This window comes from Kitasatospora terrestris (genome assembly GCF_039542905.1).
GTDB classification, from domain to species: Bacteria; Actinomycetota; Actinomycetes; order Streptomycetales; family Streptomycetaceae; genus Kitasatospora; species Kitasatospora terrestris.
The window spans coordinates 8,299,296-8,318,276 of sequence record NZ_BAABIS010000001.1 but is presented as its reverse complement, the minus strand read 5'-3'; the positions used below and the strand labels follow the sequence as shown (position 1 = coordinate 8,318,276).

General features: G+C 74.8%; 14 protein-coding genes and 1 tRNA gene. 10 read left to right on the top strand and 5 right to left on the bottom strand.

Annotated features, from left to right (window positions below; all coding sequences use genetic code 11):
• Positions 1-10: 10 nt before the first annotated feature.
• Both ABEB06_RS37970 and ABEB06_RS37965 read left to right on the top strand, forming a co-directional pair.
• Positions 11-87: transfer RNA gene (locus tag ABEB06_RS37970), tRNA-Pro, on the top strand.
• Positions 87-2,345 (top strand): hypothetical protein, encoded by a 2,259-nt coding sequence (locus ABEB06_RS37965; RefSeq protein WP_345701510.1) that lies wholly within the window; start codon positions 87-89, stop codon positions 2,343-2,345. Before ABEB06_RS37970 ends, ABEB06_RS37965 begins: the two co-directional genes overlap by 1 nt.
• 25 nt (positions 2,346-2,370) lie before the next feature.
• Here ABEB06_RS37965 and ABEB06_RS37960 read toward each other — a convergent pair whose 3' ends face one another.
• From ABEB06_RS37960 to ABEB06_RS37945, 4 genes are read right to left on the bottom strand one after another with little or no spacing between them, the layout of a single operon-like run.
• The gene (locus ABEB06_RS37960) at positions 2,371-3,303 is read right to left on the bottom strand and encodes an amino acid ABC transporter permease (RefSeq protein WP_345701509.1); all 933 of its coding nucleotides are present in this window, start codon (positions 3,301-3,303) and stop codon (positions 2,371-2,373) included.
• Positions 3,300-3,965 (bottom strand): amino acid ABC transporter permease, encoded by a 666-nt coding sequence (locus tag ABEB06_RS37955; protein WP_345701508.1) that lies wholly within the window; start codon positions 3,963-3,965, stop codon positions 3,300-3,302. Before ABEB06_RS37955 ends, ABEB06_RS37960 begins: the two co-directional genes overlap by 4 nt.
• Before the next feature lie 31 nt (positions 3,966-3,996).
• The gene (locus ABEB06_RS37950; protein ID WP_345701507.1) at positions 3,997-4,848 is read right to left on the bottom strand and encodes a glutamate ABC transporter substrate-binding protein; all 852 of its coding nucleotides are present in this window, start codon (positions 4,846-4,848) and stop codon (positions 3,997-3,999) included.
• A gap of 21 nt (positions 4,849-4,869) precedes the next feature.
• Positions 4,870-5,634, bottom strand: coding sequence for an amino acid ABC transporter ATP-binding protein (locus ABEB06_RS37945; RefSeq protein ID WP_345701506.1), 765 nt, complete (start codon positions 5,632-5,634; stop codon positions 4,870-4,872).
• 167 nt (positions 5,635-5,801) lie between these two features.
• Between ABEB06_RS37945 and ABEB06_RS37940 the strand changes: the two genes are divergently transcribed.
• Entirely contained in the window at positions 5,802-9,554 is a 3,753-nt protein-coding gene (locus tag ABEB06_RS37940; protein WP_345701505.1) for a tetratricopeptide repeat protein, read from the top strand.
• Between the two features lie 141 nt (positions 9,555-9,695).
• Here the strand turns inward: ABEB06_RS37940 and ABEB06_RS37935 are convergent, their stop codons facing one another.
• On the bottom strand, positions 9,696-11,717 hold the full coding sequence (locus ABEB06_RS37935; RefSeq protein ID WP_345701504.1) for an oxidoreductase: 2,022 nt from the start codon (positions 11,715-11,717) through the stop codon (positions 9,696-9,698).
• Positions 11,718-11,945: 228 nt separating this feature from the next.
• Between ABEB06_RS37935 and ABEB06_RS37930 the strand changes: the two genes are divergently transcribed.
• The 7 genes from ABEB06_RS37930 (at position 11,946) to ABEB06_RS37900 (ending at position 18,968) form a co-directional block, all read left to right on the top strand.
• Complete coding sequence (locus tag ABEB06_RS37930) at positions 11,946-12,161, top strand: heavy-metal-associated domain-containing protein (protein ID WP_345701503.1); 216 nt, start codon at positions 11,946-11,948, stop codon at positions 12,159-12,161.
• 181 nt (positions 12,162-12,342) lie between these two features.
• On the top strand, positions 12,343-13,095 hold the full coding sequence (locus ABEB06_RS37925) for a GntR family transcriptional regulator (RefSeq protein ID WP_345701502.1): 753 nt from the start codon (positions 12,343-12,345) through the stop codon (positions 13,093-13,095).
• Positions 13,096-13,107: 12 nt separating this feature from the next.
• Positions 13,108-13,335, top strand: a complete 228-nt coding sequence (locus ABEB06_RS37920) for a 4Fe-4S dicluster domain-containing protein (protein ID WP_209413139.1) — start codon at positions 13,108-13,110, stop codon at positions 13,333-13,335.
• A gap of 10 nt (positions 13,336-13,345) precedes the next feature.
• Positions 13,346-14,728 carry an ABC transporter substrate-binding protein gene (locus tag ABEB06_RS37915; protein ID WP_345701501.1) on the top strand — a complete coding sequence of 461 codons (1,383 nt, stop codon included), beginning with the start codon at positions 13,346-13,348 and terminating at the stop codon, positions 14,726-14,728.
• On the top strand, positions 14,725-15,567 hold the full coding sequence (locus ABEB06_RS37910) for an ABC transporter permease (RefSeq protein WP_345701500.1): 843 nt from the start codon (positions 14,725-14,727) through the stop codon (positions 15,565-15,567). The genes ABEB06_RS37915 and ABEB06_RS37910 overlap by 4 nt, the downstream gene beginning before the upstream one ends.
• On the top strand, positions 15,567-16,265 hold the full coding sequence (locus tag ABEB06_RS37905; protein ID WP_345701499.1) for an ABC transporter ATP-binding protein: 699 nt from the start codon (positions 15,567-15,569) through the stop codon (positions 16,263-16,265). Before ABEB06_RS37910 ends, ABEB06_RS37905 begins: the two co-directional genes overlap by 1 nt.
• Positions 16,266-16,277: 12 nt before the next feature.
• Positions 16,278-18,968, top strand: a complete 2,691-nt coding sequence (locus tag ABEB06_RS37900; protein ID WP_345701498.1) for a fumarate reductase/succinate dehydrogenase flavoprotein subunit — start codon at positions 16,278-16,280, stop codon at positions 18,966-18,968.
• Positions 18,969-18,981: the final 13 nt, after the last annotated feature.

Here is an 18,981-nt window from a genome sequence, read left to right as displayed (position 1 = left end):
CGGCGCTCGACGGCATGTAGCTCAACGAGTCAGAGCACCGGGCTTGGGACCTGGAGGGTGCGGGGGCAGGGCCCGCCATGCCGGCCATGGACGAGAACGCTGAGCAGCAGCACCCGACGACCACCGTCTCCACCGACTACGCGCACCGGCAGCTCGCCCGCGCGTTCACCACCGCTCTGTCGCACCCCGACCCGGCGACCCGCTCCCGCGCGGACGCGAAGGCGGGCCGCTGGCGCGAGGTGCTGGCCGGCATCGCCGGCGGCACCCTGCGGATCGGCTCCCGGACGCCGGTGGCCGGCCTGCCCGCCTGGGTGACGCCGGAGGTGGTGCGCGGCGGCTTCGCGACCGGGCGGGCCTGCGCCGAGGGGCCGTTGGAGCCGTACGAGCGCGAGGCGTGCCGGGCGGCGGGGGTTCCCGAGGGGCGGGCCGAGCTGTTCGCCCACGCGCTGACCGAGGCCGGGCTCGCCGGGCTGTGGGCCCTGCTGGACAGCGGCCGCTACCGGGTCACGGTGCCCGAGGAGGCCGCGCTGCTGACGGTGGCGTGGCTGGTCCGGGCCGGCGAGCAGTCCGCGGCGCTGGAGCTGGTCGCGGAGCTGGCGCCGTTCGCCGGCCGGCTGCGGTTCACCCCGCCGCCCGGCGGCGGCCCGGCGGCGCGGCCCGACGCGGTGCACCGCCGCACCGTCGGCGATGTCGTCGCGACGCTCGCGACCCGCGGGCCGAACCTCGCGGTGGAGACGCAGCGCGAGGCGCTGACGGTCTGGCTGCCGTACTCCGACGAGCTGCTGGCGCACTGGCTGGAGACCGCGGACGGGGGCCGCGCCCTCGCCGTCGACCCCGGGCCGGACTGGCACCGGCGCGGCGCCGCCCTGCTGCTCCGCTACCGGACGCTGGCCGCCGCGCACCGGCTGTGCGGCAAGCACCGCAAGCCGGGTGAGAACCTCGGCATCCTGCGCGCGGCGCTGGAGGCCACGGTCGCCGGCGAGCCGCTCGACCCGAAGCTGCGAGGGCTGCTGGTCGCCTCCGTGGACGCGATGGTGCGCCGCCGCGGCCTGCCCGGTTCGGCGCGGCACTCCGCGCTGCGCGCCGGGCAGGCGGCCCAGGCCGCGCTGCCCTCCCACCACGCGCTGGCCCAGGTGCTGCTGGGCCGGCTCGCGACGCTCGGCCAGGAGGACGGCCTCGCCGACCCGGACGCGGTGCTCGCCCCGGTGAGCGCCGCGGAGGCGGCGGAGAGCGGGATCCCGGCCGGTTCCGCGGTGCCGGCGGCCCTGCACCGGCCGGTGCTGGCCGCCACCAGCGCACCGGTCGAGACGCTGATCGGCCGCGGCCTGGTGCCCTCCGCCGAGGTGCTGGCGGAGCTCGCCCCGCAGCTGGCCGCGGCGGCGGAGGCCGCCGCGCACCCCGACCCGGCGCTGCGCGGGCTGGTGGCCGCGGGCCACCGCGCGTTCGCCGCCCGGCGTTCGCTGCTGCTGCTCGACTACGCGCACCAGGTGCGCGCGGAGGAGCTGCCGTGGGTGCGGGCCGTCCGCCCCCACCGCAGCGGCGACCCGGCCGCGCGGCGGACCGGTCTGGCCGCGCTGCGCCGGCTCGGCGAGCTGACGCTCGGCACCTTTCCCGGCACCGTCCCGCCGAACCCGCTGGTGAGCGAGCTCGCCGGGCTGGCCCGGCGGGCCGGGGAGCCGCTGCCGTTCACGGAGGAGCTGGCCGCCGACATCTTCATGGGCGGTTTCACCCCGAAGTTCCCGGCCGCCGCCCGGATCGCCGCCGGCCTGCTGGAGGGGACGGTGTACGAGCGGTACTACGGCATCGACTACGCCGAGGTGCGGGCGCTGGCCGAGCGGGCCGGGAGCGACCGGGAGAAGTCGGTCGTGGCGCGGGAGTTCTCCACGCTGTGCCGGCAGCGGGCGGGAACCCCGGGCACGTCCCGCTCGGTGGCGGCCAACGGCACGGTGATCGAGCAGGCGCAGATCCTCACCACGCACAACCTGGCGGTGCTCGCCGGGCCGGTCGGCGTCGTGCCGGCCGGCGGCTGGGAGGCGGCGGCGCTCGGCGCGTACGGCACGGTGCGGCGGCTCGTCGCGCTGGCCGAGCGGCAGCCGTGGCCGCTGGCCACGGTGAAGAACGCCGCGTTCGCCTGGCGGCAGCTGGTCTTCCACCTCTCGCTCTGCTCGCCGCGGGAGCGGGAGGCCGTCCTCGCCGTGATCGTCGGCGAGCACCCGGCGCGCCTCACCCCGGCCGTCGAGGGCCTGCGGCTGGCCGCGGCCGGCCACCGCTTCGACCCGGACGGCACCGGCGCCCGCCGCTTCCTCGGCTGGACGGTCGGCTCGCACTGGCTGCTCGGCCGGTGAGCGGGCCGGGCCCGGGGCCGGGCCTTCAGTGCCCGGCCTGCGGACCCGGTCCGTCCAGGTCGTCGCGGGAGACGTGCTCGCCCGGCGTGGACAGCTCCTCGACCGCGCCGGCGGTGACCACCGCGCCGGTGGACCGCTTGCCGCTGCGCAGCCGGCGTTCGAGCCGGCCGGCGAAGGTGGTCAGCGCGAGGTTGAGCAGCACGAAGATCACCGCGACCACGGTGAAGCAGGCGATGGTGTTGGCGCCGTAGTTCGCGCTCATCGGCCGGACCGAGGCGAGCAGCTCGGAGAAGCCGAGCAGGGCGCCGCCGAGCGCGGTGTCCTTGACGATCACGACCAGCTGGCTGACGATCGCGGGCATCATGGCGTTGACCGACTGGGGCAGCAGTACGTACCGCATGACCTGGTTCTTGCGCAGGCCGATCGCCTTGGCCGCGTCGGTCTGCCCCCGCGGGAGCGCCAGGATGCCGGCCCGGACGATCTCCGCGAGGACCGAGCCGTTGTAGAGCACCAGCCCGGTGACCACGGCGTAGAGCGGCCGGCTGTCCGGGCTGACGTCGGTGAACTTGGCGTAGGCCGCGTTCGCGAAGAGCATCAGGATCAGTACCGGGATGGCGCGGAAGAACTCCACCACCGTCCCGGCCGCGGCCCGGACCCACCCGTGGTCGGAGAGCCGGGCGATGCCGAACAGCGCGCCGAGCGGCGTGGCGAGCACCATCGCCAGCGCGGCGGCGATCACGGTGTTCTTCAGGCCGGGCAGCAGGAAGGTGGTCCACGCCCCGGAGGTGGTGAAGAAGGGCTCCCACTTGTCCCAGGCGAGCTGGTTCTTGTCGGCGAGGCTGGCGAACACCCACCAGAGCACGCCGGCCAGCGCGATCAGGAACAGGACGGTCAGCAGGAGGTTGTGCCGCCTGGCCCGCGGGCCGGGCGCGTCGTACAGGACGGTGGGCCGGGTCATCGCTTCACCGACACCTTCTTGCTCACCCAGCCGAGCAGCAGGCCGACCGGGAGGGTGAGGCAGATGAAGCCGAAGGCGAAGACGGCGGAGATCAGAATGACCTGGGCCTCGTTCTCGATCATCGTCTTCATCAGCGCGGCCGCCTCGAAGACACCGATCGCGGAGGCCACCGTGGTGTTCTTGGTGAGGGCGATCAGCACGTTCGCGAGCGGGCCCACCACCGCGCGGAAGGCCTGCGGGAGGACGATCAGCAGTAGCACCTGGGGGAACCGCAGGCCGATCGCCCGCGCCGCCTCCACCTGGCCCAGCGGCACGGTGTTGATCCCGGACCGCAGGGCCTCGCAGACGAAGGCCGCGGTGTAGGCGATCATGCCGAGCACGGCGAGCCGGAAGTTGATCGTCTTGAAGGAGTCGGCGCCCAGGGTGACGCCGAGCGTCTGGAACAGGCCGAGCGAGGTGAAGACGATGATCACCGTGAGCGGGATGTTCCGGACGATGTTGACGTAGACGGTCCCGAAGCCGCGCATCAGCGGCACCGGGCTGACCCGCATGGCGGCCAGCAGCGTCCCCCAGATCAGCGAGCCGATGGCCGACCAGAAGGTCAACTGGATGGTGACCCAGAAGGCTCCCAGCAGGTCGTAGCCCTCGAGGAAGTCGAACACGGTGGCACCTCCGCGCCGTGGGCGGGCGGCGTCAGCTGACGATCACGCCGATCTGCGGCGTCGAGTCGGGCTGGTAGCCGGCCGGGCCGAGGTTCTTCTGGACGGCGGCGGCCCAGGAGCCGTCCGCGATCATCTTCTCCAGCGCCGTGTTGATCTTCGCCTTGAGCTCGCTGCCCTTCTGCACGCCGATGCCGTAGTTCTCGTTGCTCATCTTGAAGCCGCCCAGCTTGAACTTGTCCTTGAACTGGGCCTGCGAGGCGTAGCCGGCGAGGATCGTGTTGTCCGTGGTCAGCGCGTCGATGACCTTGTTCTCCAGGCCGGTCAGGCACTCCGAGTAGCCGCCGTACTCCTGCAGCTGGGCATTGGGCGCGATCTTCGTCTTGACGTTCTGCGCGGACGTCGAGCCGGTGACCGAGCAGAGCTTCTTGGAGTTCAGGTCGGTCGGGGTGGTGATCGAGTTGTCGTCCGCGCGGATCAGGACGTCCTGGTGCGCCAGCAGGTACGGCCCGGCGAAGTCGACCTTCTCGGAGCGCGCGGGGGTGATCGAGTAGGAGGCGGCGATGAAGTCGACGTCGCCGCGCTGGAGCAGGGTCTCGCGGTCGGCGCTCTTGGCCTCCTTCCACTGGATGTCGCCCGGGGCGTAGCCGAGCTGCTGGGCCACGTAGGTGGCCACGTCGACGTCGAGGCCGGTGTACTTGCCGTCCGGGGTCTTCAGCCCGATGCCGGGCTGGTCGAACTTGATCCCGACGGTGATCGTCTTGCCGCCCGCGCTCGCCGATCCGCTCGCGCCGCTGCTGCCGCCGCCGTCGGAGCCGCAGCCGGCGGCGGTCAGGGCGAGGACGAGGGCGGCGGCAGAGGCGACGGTCGCCTTGCGAAGCTTCATGGTCATCATTCCCGGTGCTGGTCAGTGGTGGAGGATCTTCGAGAGGAAGTCCTTGGCCCGATCGCTGCTCGGACTGCTGAAGAACTGATCGGGCGTCGACTCCTCCACGATCCGGCCGTCGGCCATGAACACCACCCGGTTCGCGGCCGAACGGGCGAAGCCCATCTCGTGGGTCACGACGACCATGGTCATCCCCGACCGGGCGAGCTGCCGCATGACCTCCAGCACCTCGTTGATCATCTCGGGGTCGAGGGCGGAGGTCGGCTCGTCGAAGAGCATGATCTTCGGATCCATGGCCAGCGCCCGGGCGATCGCCACCCGCTGCTGCTGGCCGCCGGAGAGCTGCGCGGGGTACTTGTCCGCCTGGGCCTCGACCCCCACCCGCTGGAGCAGGCCGCGCGCCCGCTCCTCGGCGGTCTTCCGGTCCGTACGGCGCACCTTGATCTGGCCCAGGGTGACGTTCTGCAGCACGGTCTTGTGCGCGAACAGGTTGAAGGACTGGAAGACCATCCCAACGTCCGCGCGCAGCGCCGCGAGCTCGCGGCCCTCGGCCGGCAGCGGCTTCCCGTCGATCACGATCTCGCCGGAGTCGACGGTCTCCAGCCGGTTGATCGCCCGGCACAGCGTCGACTTGCCGCCGCCCGAGGGGCCGATGACCACCACCACCTCCCCGCGCGCGACGGTGAGGTCGATCTCCCGCAGGACGTGGAGATCACCGAAGTGCTTGTCGACCCCGCGCAGCACCACCAGATCGCCGGTGGCCTGCTCGGGGGCTTCCTGGGTCATGGTCGGCTCCGCTCGTCGGGTTCATGGTCCGCCCGCGCGGGCCTCCGCGCATGTCGGCGCCCGGAGGCGCGACGGCGGGGGGTGCGACGGCAGGGGTGCGACGGCAGGGGTGCGGGGGTGCGGGGCGGGGGTTGCGGGAAGACTGCCGGGGACGGAGGGGGTGGGCCGTGGCAGGTCGGCGCGGGCGGATGTCGCGGGCGGAGGCGCTGCGGCGCCGGGCCGGGGCGCAGTTCGTGGGGCGGCGGGCGCAGTTGGCGCTGTTCGCGGAGAACCTCGCGCGCGACCCCGATCCGGAGGCCGGACCGAGCCCGGCGGACTTCCTCTTCCACGTCCGGGGCATGGGCGGCGTCGGCAAGTCCACGCTGGTGGCGCAGTGGCGGGAGGCCGCGCGCCGGGCCGGCGCGGTGACCGCCCTGGTCGACGAGGGGGACGTCCACGGCCTGGAGAGCGCGCTCGGCGTGCTGGCCCGGCAGTTGGCGGAGCAGGCCGGTCCGCTGCGCGAGTTCGACCGGGCCCTCGAACAGTACCGGCGTGCCCTGCAGGCCGACCGGACGACCGAGCAGGGCGGCGAGGGCGCGTCGCTGCCCGCGCGGCTGGTGACCACCGCGGTGATCGGCGGGGTGGCCTCGGCGGTGCCCGGCGGCGGCGTCGTCGCGGCGATGGCGAACCCGGAGACGGTCGCGCAGGCGGCGGACCGGCTGGTCGCGGGGGTGCGGCAGCGGCGATCGGCGGGCGGCGACGAGGAGGCCGCGCTGTGCCGGGCGTTCGTCGCCGAGCTCGGCCGCCTGTGCGGGCGGGAAAACGGCGGGCGGCGCCCGTGGGTGGTGCTCTTCTTCGACACCTGGGAGGTGACGGGGCGGCACCTGGACGCCTGGCTGCGGGACGTGCTCTCCGGCGAGTTCGGGGACCTGCCGCTGGAGGTGCAGTTCGTGCTGGCCGGCCGCGACGAGCTCGCCGAGCGGGACTGGGGGCCGCTGCGCCCGGCCGTGGTGGACGTCCCGCTGGAGGTCTTCACCGAGCAGGAGGCGCGGGAGCTGCTCGCCGCCCGCGGCGTGGTGGACGTGAACGTGGTCGACGCCGTCCTGCGGATGTCGATGCGCCTGCCGCTGCTGGTCGCGCTGCTGGCCCAGACCCGCCCGCAGGCCACCGACGAGGTCACCGACGCCGGCGCGGACCTGGTCGACCAGGCGGTGGAGCGGTTCCTGCTGTGGGTCCGTGACCCGGCCCGGCGGGAGACCGTGCTCGCCGCGTCGCTGCCGCCGCAGCTCAACCGGGACGTGTTCGCCCGGGCGGTGCCCGGCGCACCCGCCGGCACCTGGGACTGGCTGCTCGACCAGCCGTTCGTCACCGGGCACGGCGAGTACCGCCAGTACCACGCGGCGGTCCGGGCCAGCATGCTGCGGTACTGCCGGTCGCGCTCCCCGCTGGAGTGGCGGGCCGCCCACTGGCGGCTCGCCGCCGGCCACGCCGACGCGCGCGCCGAACTGGAACGGCGGCTGTCCGTGACCGCCCGGCGGACCGACCCCGGCTGGCAGCGGCTGCTCACCGAGGAGACCTACCACCTGCTCTGCGCCGACCCGTCCGCGCAGCTGGCCGACGCCCTGGAGCAGACCGCGCGGCGGGCGGGCGAGGCACCCGCGGCGCTCGCCGCCTGGGGCGACATGCTGGTGCAGGCCGCGATCGACTGCGGCGACGAGGAACTGACCCGCTGGGCGGCCCGGCTGCACGCGCTCCGCTCCCCCGACGGGCCGCACGTGGAGACCCTGTCCGCCCTCGCCGAACCCGGGCTGCCCGCCCGGGTGCGCGGCTGGGCCCTGTGCCACCGCGGCTACGCGTACTTCCTCGCCGACCGGGACGACGAGGCCCTGGTGGACCTGGACCGGGCCGTCTCGATCGGCGGCGAGCCCCTGGCGCAGGCGCTGGCGTTCCGCGGCCGGCTGCACGGCTGGCACAACCGGGACGCGCAGGCCGTCGCCGACCTCACCGCCTCCCTGGAACTGCGGCCCGACGACGCGTGGGTCCTCACCCGCCGCGGCGAGGCCCACCGGCAGGCCGGCCGGCTCGACGAAGCCGTCGCCGACCTGACCGCCGCCCACCTGCTCGACCCCGACGACGCCTGGTACCTCGCCGAACGCGGCGAGACCCACCGCCGGGCCGGCCGCTTCGAACAGGCCGTCGAGGACTTCACCGCCGCCCTCGTCCTGGAACCCGAGTACGCCTGGGCCCTCGGCTGGCGCGGCGAGGCCCACCGGCAGGCCGGCCGCCTCGACGAGGCGATGACCGACCTCACCGCGTCGATCGCCATCGACGCCGAACAGGCCTGGGTCTTCGGCGCCCGCGGCCAAACCCACCGGCAGGCCGGCCGCCTCGACGAGGCGATCGAGGACTTCACCACCTCCGTCGAACTCGACCCGCAGTACGCCTGGGCCTGGGCCTGGCGCGGCGAGACCCACCGGCAGGCGGAGCGGCTCACCCAGGCCGCCGACGACCTCGGCGTGGCACTCCGGCTCGACCCCGGCTACGGCTGGGCCCTCGCCCGGCGCGGCGAGACCCACCGGCAGGCCGGCCGGCTGGAGGAGGCCATGGCCGACCTCACCGCGGCCGTCACCCTCGACCCCGAGGACGCGTGGGCCCTCGGCTCCCGCGGCCAGACCCACCGCCAGGCCGGCCGCCTCGCCGAGGCCGTCACCGACTTCACCGCCGCGATCGAACTCGACCCCGAGTACGCGTGGGCTTTCACCTGGCGCGGCGAGGTCCACCGCATCTGCTGGCGGCTCGACGAGGCGATCGCCGACTTCACCGCCGCACTGGTCATCAACCCCGCGTACGCGTGGGCCCTCGCCCGGCGCGGCGAGACCCACCGGCAGGCGGAACGCCTGGAGGAGGCCATGGCCGACCTCGACGCGGCCCTGGAACTCGACCCCGAGGACGCGTGGGCGCTCGGCTCCCGCGGGCAGACCCACCGGCAGGCGCTGCGACTCGACGCGGCGGTCACCGACTTCACCGCGGCCGTGGAACTCGACCCGGAGTACGGGTGGGCGTTCGGCGCACGCGGCGAGGTCCACCGGATCGCCGGACGGTTCGACGCGGCGGTCGCCGACTACACCGCGGCGCTCACCATCGACCCGGACGACAGCTGGTCCCGGGCCCGCCGCGGCGAAGCCCTCCGCCTGGCCGGGCGGCTCGACGACGCCGTCGCCGACTTCACGGCGGTCCTCGCCACCGACCCGGACGACGACTGGGTCCTCGGCTCCCGCGGCCAGGCCCACAGCGCCGCCGGCCGCCTGGACGACGCCCTCGCGGACTACACCGCCGCCCTCGACAGCGCCCCCGACGACACCTGGTGGCTCTGCCTCCTGGCCGTCACCTACTGCCGCCTCGGCCGCTTCGCCGACGCCTGGACCGCACTCGACGCCGCGACGCAGGCCCCCGACGACGACCTCCCGGCCGCCAAACCGGCCCGCGCCGACGCGGCCCACGACTCCGGCGCAGCCGACGACCCGCACCGCGCAACGCCGGCAGCCACCCAGCCGGGCGAGGACGGCACGCAAAGCGCCGGAGGCGCGGCCCCGGCCGGCGGCGGGGCGGAGGCGGACGAGTCGGGGGTGTTGTTGGCGCGGGCGGTGGTGCGGTTGCTGGAGAGCGGGCCGGGGGCGGCGGAGACGGTGGCGTTGTGGGACGAGTTGCTGGCGTCCCCGCTCACGGATCCGGACGATCCGGTGGAGCCGGTGGTGAAGGACCTGTTGCACGGTCTCGCGGTGCGCGACGACCCGCCGGAGGCGTTGGCCGCGGCCTTCCTCGCGTTGCCGAACGCCGGGCTGATGGCCGGCGACATGTGCGCGTTCGTGGAGGAGTTGCTGCCGCCCGGCCCGCGGACGGCGGCCGTACTGGCGCTGCTGCGCGCTGCGCCGCCGCACTAGCGCCTGGCACCCCGCGCCCCCACACCCCGCACCCCGCACCCCGCACCCCGCACCGGGGACGGCGGCAACGGAACGCCGACGGCGGGCGCGGGTGCGCGGGGTGCGCGGCCACGCCCGCCGTCGGCGTTCGCGGTGCGGGGGTCAGAGGGTGGCGGCCAGGCGGGTGCCCTGGTCGATGGCGCGCTTGGCGTCGAGTTCGGCGGCGAGGTCGGCGCCGCCGATGAGGTGGGGGGTCAGGCCGCGGTCGACGAGGGCGGTGTGGAGGTCGCGGCGGGGTTCCTGGCCGGTGCACAGGACGACGGTGTCGACGGGGAGGAGCTGCTTCTCGCCGTCGACGGTGAGGTGCAGGCCGGCGTCGTCGATGAGGTCGTAGGTGGCGCCGGCGACCATGGTGACGCCGCGGTGCTTGAGTTCGGTGCGGTGGATCCAGCCGGTGGTCTTGCCGAGGCCGGCGCCGACCTTGCTGGTCTTGCGCTGGAGGAGGTGGACCTGGCGGGGGGCGGTGGACCGGACGGGCGCGGCGAGGCCGCCGGGGCCGGTGTGGTCGGCGTCGACGCCCCACTGCCGGAAGAAGACGCCGGGGTTGCGGCTGGCCTGTTCGCCGGAGTCGGTGAGGTATTCGGCGACGTCGAAGCCGATGCCGCCGGCGCCGAGGATCGCGACGCGCTCGCCGACCGCCGCGCCGTCGCGCAGGACGTCGAGGTAGCCGAGGACCTTGGGGTGGTCGATGCCGGGGATCTCGGGGGTGCGCGGGGTGACGCCGGTGGCGATGACGATCTCGTCCCAGCCGCCGTCGGCGAGCTGGTCGGCATCCACCTCGGTGCCGAGGCGCAGTTCGACGCCGTGCGCGGCGAGCTGGTGGCGGTAGTAGCGGAGGGTCTCGTCGAACTCCTCCTTGCCGGGGACGAGGCGGGCGATGTTGAGCTGGCCGCCGATGCGGTCGGCGGCGTCGAAGAGGGTGACGGCGTGGCCGCGTTCGGCGGCGGTGACGGCGCAGGCGAGGCCGGCGGGGCCGGCGCCGACGACGGCGACGCGCTTGCGCAGCTGGGTGGGGCCGAGGACGAGTTCGGTCTCGTGGCAGGCGCGCGGGTTGACCAGGCAGGAGGTGATCTTGAGGCTGAAGGTGTGGTCGAGGCAGGCCTGGTTGCAGCCGATGCAGGTGTTGATGGCGTCGGGGGTGCCGGCGGCGGCCTTGTTGACGAAGGCGGGGTCGGCGAGCATCGGACGGGCGAGCGAGACGAGGTCGGCGTTGCCTTCGGCGAGGAGCTGTTCGGCGATCTCGGGGGTGTTGATCCGGTTGCTGGTGACGAGGGGGACGGTGACGGCGCCCATCACCTTCTTGGTGAAGCGGGCGAAGGCGCCGCGCGGCACGGAGGTGGCGATGGTGGGGATGCGGGCCTCGTGCCAGCCGATGCCGGTGTTGATGATGGTGGCGCCGGCGGCCTCGATCTCCTTGGCGAGTTCGACGACCTCGGCGAGGGTGGAGCCGCCGGGGACGAGGTCGAGCATGGAGAGCCGGTAGATCAGGATGAAGTCGGGGCCGACGCGCTCGCGGACGCGGCGGACGATCTCGATCGGGAAGCGCATCCGGTTCTGGTAGGAGCCGCCCCAGCGGTCGGTGCGGTGGTTGGTGGGGGCGGCGATGAACTCGTTGATGAGGTAGCCCTCGGAGCCCATGATCTCGACGCCGTCGTAGCCGGCGAGCTTGGCGAGTGCGGCGCAGCGGGCGAAGTCCTCGACGGTCTGCTCGACCTGCTCGTCGGTGAGCTCGTTCGGCGGGAAGGGGCTGATCGGCGCCTGGAGGGGGCTGGGGGCGACCAGGCCGGGGTGGTAGGCGTACCGGCCGAAGTGCAGGATCTGCATGGCGATCCTGCCGCCTTCGGCGTGCACCGCGTCGGTGATCCGCCGGTGTTCGGCGGCTTCGTCCTCGGTGGTGAGCTTGGCTCCGCCGTCCCAGGGCCGGCCGGCCTCGTTGGGGGCGATGCCGCCGGTGACGATGAGGCCGACGCCGCCGCGGGCGCGCTCGGCGTAGAAGGCGGCCATCCGCTCGAAGCCGTCGGGGGCCTCTTCGAGGCCGACGTGCATGGAGCCCATGATCACGCGGTTGGGAAGGGTGGTGAAGCCCAGGTCGAGCGGGCTCAGCAGGTGGGGGTACGCACTCATTCCGGGGCCTCCGTCGCGGGTTGTTACCCAACGGTAGGGCCGGACGCCCCGGCATTGCAACTAGTTGCATAGTGGGGTGCGCAACCGCGGCGGGGGTGCGGGACCGGGCCGAGATCCACTCGAAGGGGCCACCCCGTCGGCGTGTCCCGCCGCGGCGGCGGCCGGGTGCGCTGTGCTGGTCGCCGACAGCGTCGCCAACCGCGATCCCCCTGCCTGCCGGAGGCCCCCATGTCCACCACCGCCGTGTTCACCGTCGACGGGATGAGCTGCGGCCACTGCGAGCGGACGGTCAGTGCCGGCCTGCTCACCGTCCCCGGCGTCACCGAGGTGACCGCCGACGCCAAGTCCGGCCGGGTGACCGTCGCCTCCGAGCTGGAGCTGGACGAGACGGCCGTGCGCGCCGCGGTCGGCGAGGCGGGCTTCGCGCTGACCGGCCGGATCTGACCCGAGGCCGCCGCGCGCCACCGCTCCCCGGTGGCGCGGCACCTGCCGGACGAAGGAGTCCGCGCAGGTCGGCGCCGGTTCTGATGGTCCGTCAGATGGCGTAATGGTGTGGCAACCACCCGCCCCCCGGGTCGGCCCTAGGGTTCTCACGAACCGCAGGCCGTACCCGGGGAGCACCACGATGACCAGCGAGAACCTCGCACCGCGCACGTCCCGGCGGCTGCGGGCCGACCGGGCCCGGCAGGTCGCGGACGTGCTGCGCCGGCAGGTGCTCCAGGACGCCTTCGGCGCCGGGCCGCTGCCGCACGAGGACGTGCTGGCCGCCGAGTTCGACGCCTCCCGCAACACCGTCCGCGAGGCGCTGGACCTGCTGCGCGACGAGGGCCTGGTCCGCCGGGTGCCCGGCTCGGGCACGCTGGTGGTCGCGGAGAAGGTCCCGCACGGGCTGAACCGGCTGGAGGGCCTGGCCGAGACCCTGCACGAGCACGGCCGGATCAGCAACGAGGTCCGGGCCTTCGGGCCGGTCCGCGCCCCGGGCCCGGTGGCCCGCCGCCTCGGCCTGCCGGACGGCGCCGAAGTGGTCTACCTGGAGCGGCTGCGCCGTCTGAACGGCCTGCCGCTCTCCCTCGACCTGACCTACCTGGCGCCCGACATCGGCGCCGCCCTCGATCCGGCCGACCTCGCCGACCGCGACGTCTTCCGGCTGATCGAGGAGGCCGCGGGCACCCCGCTCGGCTCCGCCGAGATCACCCTGGAGGCGGTCAACGCCGACGCGCACTCCGCCACCGTGCTGGAGGTCCCGCGCGGCGGCGCGCTCCTGATGCTGGAGCGGCTCACCACGCTGGCCGACGGCCGCCCCGTCGACCTCGAGTACGTCCGCTTCCGCGGCGACCGGCTCGCCATGCGCGGCCTGCTGCTGCGCGACCTTCCCTGAGAGAGGACCCCCGTGGCGCTCGCCGACCACCGCTCCGACGTGCCCGTGACCATCGACGCCTCGCTGTGCATCGACGGCTGCACGCTGTGCGTCGAGATGTGCCCGCTCGACTCGCTGGCCATCGACCCGGACAGCAACAAGGCCTACATGCACGTGGACGAGTGCTGGTACTGCGGCCCGTGCGCCGCCCGCTGCCCCACCGGCGCGGTCACCGTCAACATGCCTTACCTGCTTCGCTGAGGAGTCACCCGTGATACCCACCGTCCGTCCGCTGAGACCGCTGCTCGCCGCCGCCCTGCTGGCCGGTGCCACCGCCTGCTCCACCTCCTCGGCCGCCTCCGGCTCCACCGTCGAGGTGGTGGTCGGCTATCAGTCCAAGACCATCAACACCGTCACCGCCGGCACCCTGCTGCGCGCCCGGGGCTACCTGGAGCAGCGCCTGGCCGAGGCCGGGAAGCAGAGCGGGAAGACCTACAAGGTCACCTGGCAGGACTACGACTCGGGCGCGCCGATCACCGCCCAGATGCTCGCCGACAAGATCGACATCGGCTCGATGGGCGACTACCCGCTGCTGATCAACGGCTCCCGCGCCCAGGAGGCCGGCGGGCCCGGCACCCGGCTGGTCTCGATCACCGGCTACAACCTGCTCGGCGCGCTCAACAGCGTGGTGGTGCCGACCGGCTCGCCCGCGCACACCCTGGCCGACCTGAAGGGCAAGCGGGTCTCCACCTCGGTCGGCTCGGCCGCCGACGGCACGCTCGTCCAGGCGCTGCGCAGGCTCGGGGTGAAGGACGAGGAGATCCAGAAGCAGAACCAGCAGCCCGCCGTCGGCGCCTCCGCGCTGAAGGCCGGCGGCGTGGACGCGCTGGCCCAGTTCGTCGCCTGGCCCGGCGCGGTGGTCTTCGCCGGCGACGGCCGGCTGCTGTACGACGGCGCGGCCCTCGGCCGGCCGACCCTGCACGGCGTGGTGATCCGGCAGAAGTACGGCGCCGAGCACCCGGAGGTGGTGCAGGCCTTCCTGCGGGCGCAGGACGACGCCACCCGCTACCTCAACGAGAAGCCGCTGCCCGCCGCCGCCCAGGTCGCCGAGGCGACCGGCCTGCCGGCCGAGGTGGTGTACCTCTACAACGGGCCGAACGGCATCGCGACCTTCGCCGCCCCGCTGCGCCCCGAGCTGCTGGAGGCCCTGCGCCAGGACGTGCCGTTCCTGAAGTCGGTGGGCGTGCTCAAGGCACTGGACGTGGAGCGCTTCCTCGACCCGTCCTACCTGGCGAAGGCCGCCCTGGCGGACGTCCCCGCCGCCCGGATCACCGGCACCGACCCGGTCTGCGGCAGGCCGGTGGAGGACCCGAGGCTGGCCGGTGAACTCTGGTACCAGGGCGAGGACTCCACCCGCCCGGCGGCCGACCCGGTCTGCCTGCTGCGCGCGGTCAAGGCCGGCGGCGGCAAGCTCCGCGCCGCGTACGTGCCGGACGCGGCGACCGGCACCCGCTGGTTCGCCGACCAGGACCACTGGGTCCGCGACGGCGCGAAGCTGCTGCCCTTCACCACCGAGGACGGCGCCGCCGCCTACCTCGCCGCCCACCCGGGCACCGAGAAGCTGACCTACCAGCAGGCGCTGGCGGCGGCATGAGCACCACCCTGGAGCGGACCGCCCCCGAGGCCGCCGCGCGCCCCGCCCGGGCGCGCGGCCCCCGCCGGTACCCGCGACGGCTGGTCCGCGCCCTGGCGCTGCTCGGCTTCGTCGGCCTGTGGCAGCTGCTGACCGCCGCCGACGTGCAGGCCTGGGTGCGCTTCGACCACCTGCCGACCGCCGTCGAGGTCGCCCGCGCCTTCGCGGCGCGGGTCGGCACCGGGCCGTACTGGCAGGACCTGGCGGAGAGCCTGCGCCGGATCGGCCTCGGCTTCGCGCTGGCGGCCGTCCTCGGCGTCGCCGCCGGCGTGCTGACCGCCCGCTCCCGGGTGGCGGCCGACCTGCTCGGACCGGTGCTGGAGACGGTCCGGCCGATCCCGGCGATCGCCCTCGTCCCGGTGGCGATCATGCTGTTCCCGGAGAACGAGCAGGGCATCGTCTTCATCACCTTCGCCGCGGCGTTCTTCCCGGTCGCGGTCGCCACCCGGCACGCCGTCCGGGCCGTGCCCCCGCGCTGGGAGGAGGCGGTGCGCACGCTCGGCGGCGGCCGCCTGCGGGTGCTCTTCGGGGTGCTGCTGCCCGGCGCCCTGCCGGGCGTGGTGGGCGGCCTGTCGGTCGGCATCGGGGTGTCCTGGATCTGCGTGATCTCCGCCGAGATGGTCTCCGGCCAGTTCGGCGTCGGCTACCGGACCTGGCAGGCGTACACCGTGCTCGACTACCCGGGGGTGTTCGTCGGCATGGCCACCATCGGCGTGCTCGGCAAGCTCACCTCCGGGGCCGTGGAACTGCTCGGCCGCCGGCTCACCCGCTGGCTGCCGCCGCGCGTGGAGGGACCCTGATGCTGCGACTCACCGCCCGCGACCTGACGCTCGACCACGGCGGGCCCCCGGTGATCGGCGGCCTGGACCTGGACGTCGCCCCCGGCGAGCTGCTCGCCGTGGTCGGCCCCTCCGGCTGCGGCAAGTCCACCCTGCTGCGCGCCCTGGCCGGGCTGCACCCGGCGGCCGGCGGCGGACTCCTCGCCGACGGTCGGCCGGTGACCGGGCCCTCGGCCGACCGGACGCTGGTCTTCCAGGACGACGGCCTGCTGCCCTGGCGCTCCGTGCGCCGCAACGTCGAACTGCCGCTGGCCATCGGGCGCACCCCGCGCCGCGCCCGCGAGCTGCCGGTCCGCCGGTGGCTGGAGCGGGTGGGCCTGGCCCCGCACGCCGACCGCCTGCCGCGCGAGCTCTCCGGCGGCCAGCGCCAACGCGTCCAGCTGGCCCGGGCGCTGGTCGGCGCCCCGCGCGCCGTCCTGCTGGACGAGCCGTTCGGCGCCCTCGACGCGCACACCCGCACCGCGATGCAGCAGCTGCTGCTGGAGGTGCGCCGCGCGCAGCCGTTCACCGCGGTGTTCGTCACCCACGACGTGGACGAGGCGCTGCTGCTCGGCGACCGGGTGGCCGTCCTCGGCGGTGGCGCGCTCACCGCCGTGCACGAGGTGCCCGCCACTCCCGGGCCCGCGCTGCGCGACCTGATCCTTTCCCAACTCGCCTGAAAGCAGCCACTGATGGAGATACCCGACCTCGCCGACACCCGCCGCCTCAGCTGCGACGTGCTGGTGATCGGCGGCGGCACCGCCGGTTCGATGGCCGCGATCACCGCCGCCGAGGCCGGGGCGGACGTCCTGCTGCTGGAGAAGGCGCACGTCCGGCACTCCGGCGCCCTCGCCATGGGCATGGACGGCGTCAACAACGCGGTCGTCCCCGGCCGCGCCGAACCCGACGACTACGTCGCCGAGATCACCCGCGCCAACGACGGCATCGTCGACCAGCGTACCGTCCGGCAGACCGCCACCCGGGGCTTCGCCATGGTCCAGCGGCTGGAGGGCTACGGCGTCCGCTTCGAGAAGGACGAGCACGGCGAGTACCGGGTCCGCCAGGTGCACCGCTCCGGCTCGTACGTGCTGCCGATGCCCGAGGGCAAGGACGTCAAGAAGGTGCTCTACCGGGTGCTGCGCCGCCGCGAGTTGCGCGAGCGGATCCGGATCGAGAACCGGGTGATGCCCGTCCGGGTCCTCACCAGCGGCGGCCGGGCCGTCGGCGCCGCCGGGTTCGACACCCGCAGCGGCGAGTTCGTCACCGTCCGGGCCGGCGCGGTGATCCTCGCCACCGGCCCGTGCGGGCGGCTCGGCCTGCCCGCCAGCGGCTACCTGTACGGCACCTACGAGAACCCGACCAACGCCGGCGACGGCTACGCGATGGCCTACCACGCGGGCGCCGAGCTCAGCGGCCTGGAGTGCTTCCAGATCAACCCGCTGATCAAGGACTACAACGGGCCGGCCTGCGCCTACGTCGCCAACCCGTTCGGCAGCTACCAGGTCAACCGGCACGGCGAGCGCTTCGTCGACTCCGACTACTGGTCCGGGCAGATGATGGCCGAGTTCGCCACCGAACTCGCCTCCGACCGCGGGCCGGTGTACCTGCGCACCACCCACCTGCCGGAGGAGTCGGTCCAGGCGCTCGAGTCGATCCTGCACACCACCGAGCGGCCCAGCCGCGGCACCTTCCACGCCGGGCGCGGGCACGACTACCGCACCCACGACGTGGAGATGCACATCTCCGAGATCGGCCTGTGCGGCGGGCACTCCGCCAGCGGCGTCTGGGTCGACGAGAACGCCGCCACCACCGTGCCCGGCCTGTACGCCGCCGGCGACCTCGCCTGCGTCCCGCACAACTACATGATCGGCGCGTTCGTCTTCGGCGACCTCGCCGCCACCCACGCCGTCGGCCAACTCCCGGCCAAAATCGGCGAGTTGCCGGAGGACCAGGTCCGCGCCGCGCACGAGCTGGTCTACCGGCCGCTGCGCAACCCCGACGGGCCGCCGCAGCCCCAGGTCGAGTACAAGCTGCGCCGCTTCGTCAACGACTACGTCGCCCCGCCCAAGACCGGCTCCCGGCTCTCCGTCGCCCTCGACCACTTCGAGCGGATGCGCGGCGAGATCGCCGCGATGGGCGCCCGCACCCCGCACGAGCTGATGCGCGCCATCGAGGTCGACTTCATCCGCGACTGCGCCGAACTCGCCACCCGCTCCTCGCTCGCCCGCGACGAGAGCCGCTGGGGCCTCTACCACGAGCGCGTCGACCACCCGGCCCGCGACGACGCCCGCTGGTTCCGCCACCTCAACGTCCGCCGCGGCGCCGACGGCGGCATGGAGTTCCTCACCCGGCCGGTCGCGCCCTACCTGGTGCCGGTCGACGGCCTGGAGCCGCCCGGCGGCGACGTCGTCCTGCTCGGCCAGGTCCACGCCCTGCCCGTCGGCCGCACCGGCGCCGCCGCGCCCACCGCCACCACCGCCGCCGCACCCACCGCCGCACCCGGCTCGCCGCGCCTGCTCGACCTGCTCCGCCTCGCCGAAGCCCGGCCCGCCCTCGCCGACCTGACGCCCTACCTCGACGACCCGGCGCCCGACGTCCGCCAGACCGCCGTCACCGTCCTCACCGAGACCGCCCCCGACGGCGCCGGCACCGCCCTCGCCGCCGCCCTCGCCGACCCCGACCCGGGCGTGCGCACCGCCGCCGTCGCCGGACTGCGCGAACTCGCCGACGTCCTCGACCCCGCGCTCGGCGACGCCCTGCGCACCGCCGCGCACTCCACCGACGAGACCGTCCGCGCCGGCGCCCTGGAACTCTCCCGCTCCCTGCGCACCGGCGACCTCGCCCTCTACCGCGCCGCGCTCGCCGACCCCGCCGTCCCCGTCCGCCTCCAGGCGGTGCGCGGACTCGTCGCCCTCGACGCCTCCGACGCGCTCGCCGACGCCGCCGCCGACCCCGCCCGCGAGATCCGCGTCGCCGCCGGCGAAGGGCTCGGCACCGTCGGCAAGGCCACCGCACCGGTGGAGGCCGCACTCCTCGCCCTCGCCGTGGACGCCGACCCGCTGGTCCGCGCCGCCGCCTTCGAGGGCGCCGCCGGCATCGGCACCCCGGACACCCTCGCCGCGCTCGCCCTCCGGCCCGACGACGCCTGGCAGGTCCGCCGCTCCGCCGCCACCGCGCTCGGCGCCGCCGGCCGGACCGACCCGCTCCTCGCCCGCCTCGACGACCCCCACCCCGACGTCCGCCGCGCCGCCGTCCGCGCCCTCACCCCGTGGGCCGGCCCCGGCCCGGTCGAGACCGCCCTGCGCGAACGCCTCGCCGACTCCGACGCCGACGTCCGCGCCTACGCCCGCCTCGCCCTCAAACCCCGCGCCACGACGCACTGAACCGGGCCGCCGG

What these genes read in the sequence shown, in the direction of transcription:
- ABEB06_RS37905 (WP_345701499.1), top strand. Translation starts at nt 15,567, where the DNA reads ATGCTGCGACTCACCGCCCGCGACCTGACGCTCGACCACGGCGGGCCC.
- ABEB06_RS37950 (WP_345701507.1), bottom strand. Translation starts at nt 4,848, where the DNA reads ATGAAGCTTCGCAAGGCGACCGTCGCCTCTGCCGCCGCCCTCGTCCTC.
- ABEB06_RS37925 (WP_345701502.1), top strand. Translation starts at nt 12,343, where the DNA reads ATGACCAGCGAGAACCTCGCACCGCGCACGTCCCGGCGGCTGCGGGCC.
- ABEB06_RS37930 (WP_345701503.1), top strand. Translation starts at nt 11,946, where the DNA reads ATGTCCACCACCGCCGTGTTCACCGTCGACGGGATGAGCTGCGGCCAC.
- ABEB06_RS37935 (WP_345701504.1), bottom strand. Translation starts at nt 11,717, where the DNA reads ATGAGTGCGTACCCCCACCTGCTGAGCCCGCTCGACCTGGGCTTCACC.
- ABEB06_RS37965 (WP_345701510.1), top strand. Translation starts at nt 87, where the DNA reads ATGGACGAGAACGCTGAGCAGCAGCACCCGACGACCACCGTCTCCACC.
- ABEB06_RS37900 (WP_345701498.1), top strand. Translation starts at nt 16,278, where the DNA reads ATGGAGATACCCGACCTCGCCGACACCCGCCGCCTCAGCTGCGACGTG.
- ABEB06_RS37960 (WP_345701509.1), bottom strand. Translation starts at nt 3,303, where the DNA reads ATGACCCGGCCCACCGTCCTGTACGACGCGCCCGGCCCGCGGGCCAGG.
- ABEB06_RS37910 (WP_345701500.1), top strand. Translation starts at nt 14,725, where the DNA reads ATGAGCACCACCCTGGAGCGGACCGCCCCCGAGGCCGCCGCGCGCCCC.
- ABEB06_RS37945 (WP_345701506.1), bottom strand. Translation starts at nt 5,634, where the DNA reads ATGACCCAGGAAGCCCCCGAGCAGGCCACCGGCGATCTGGTGGTGCTG.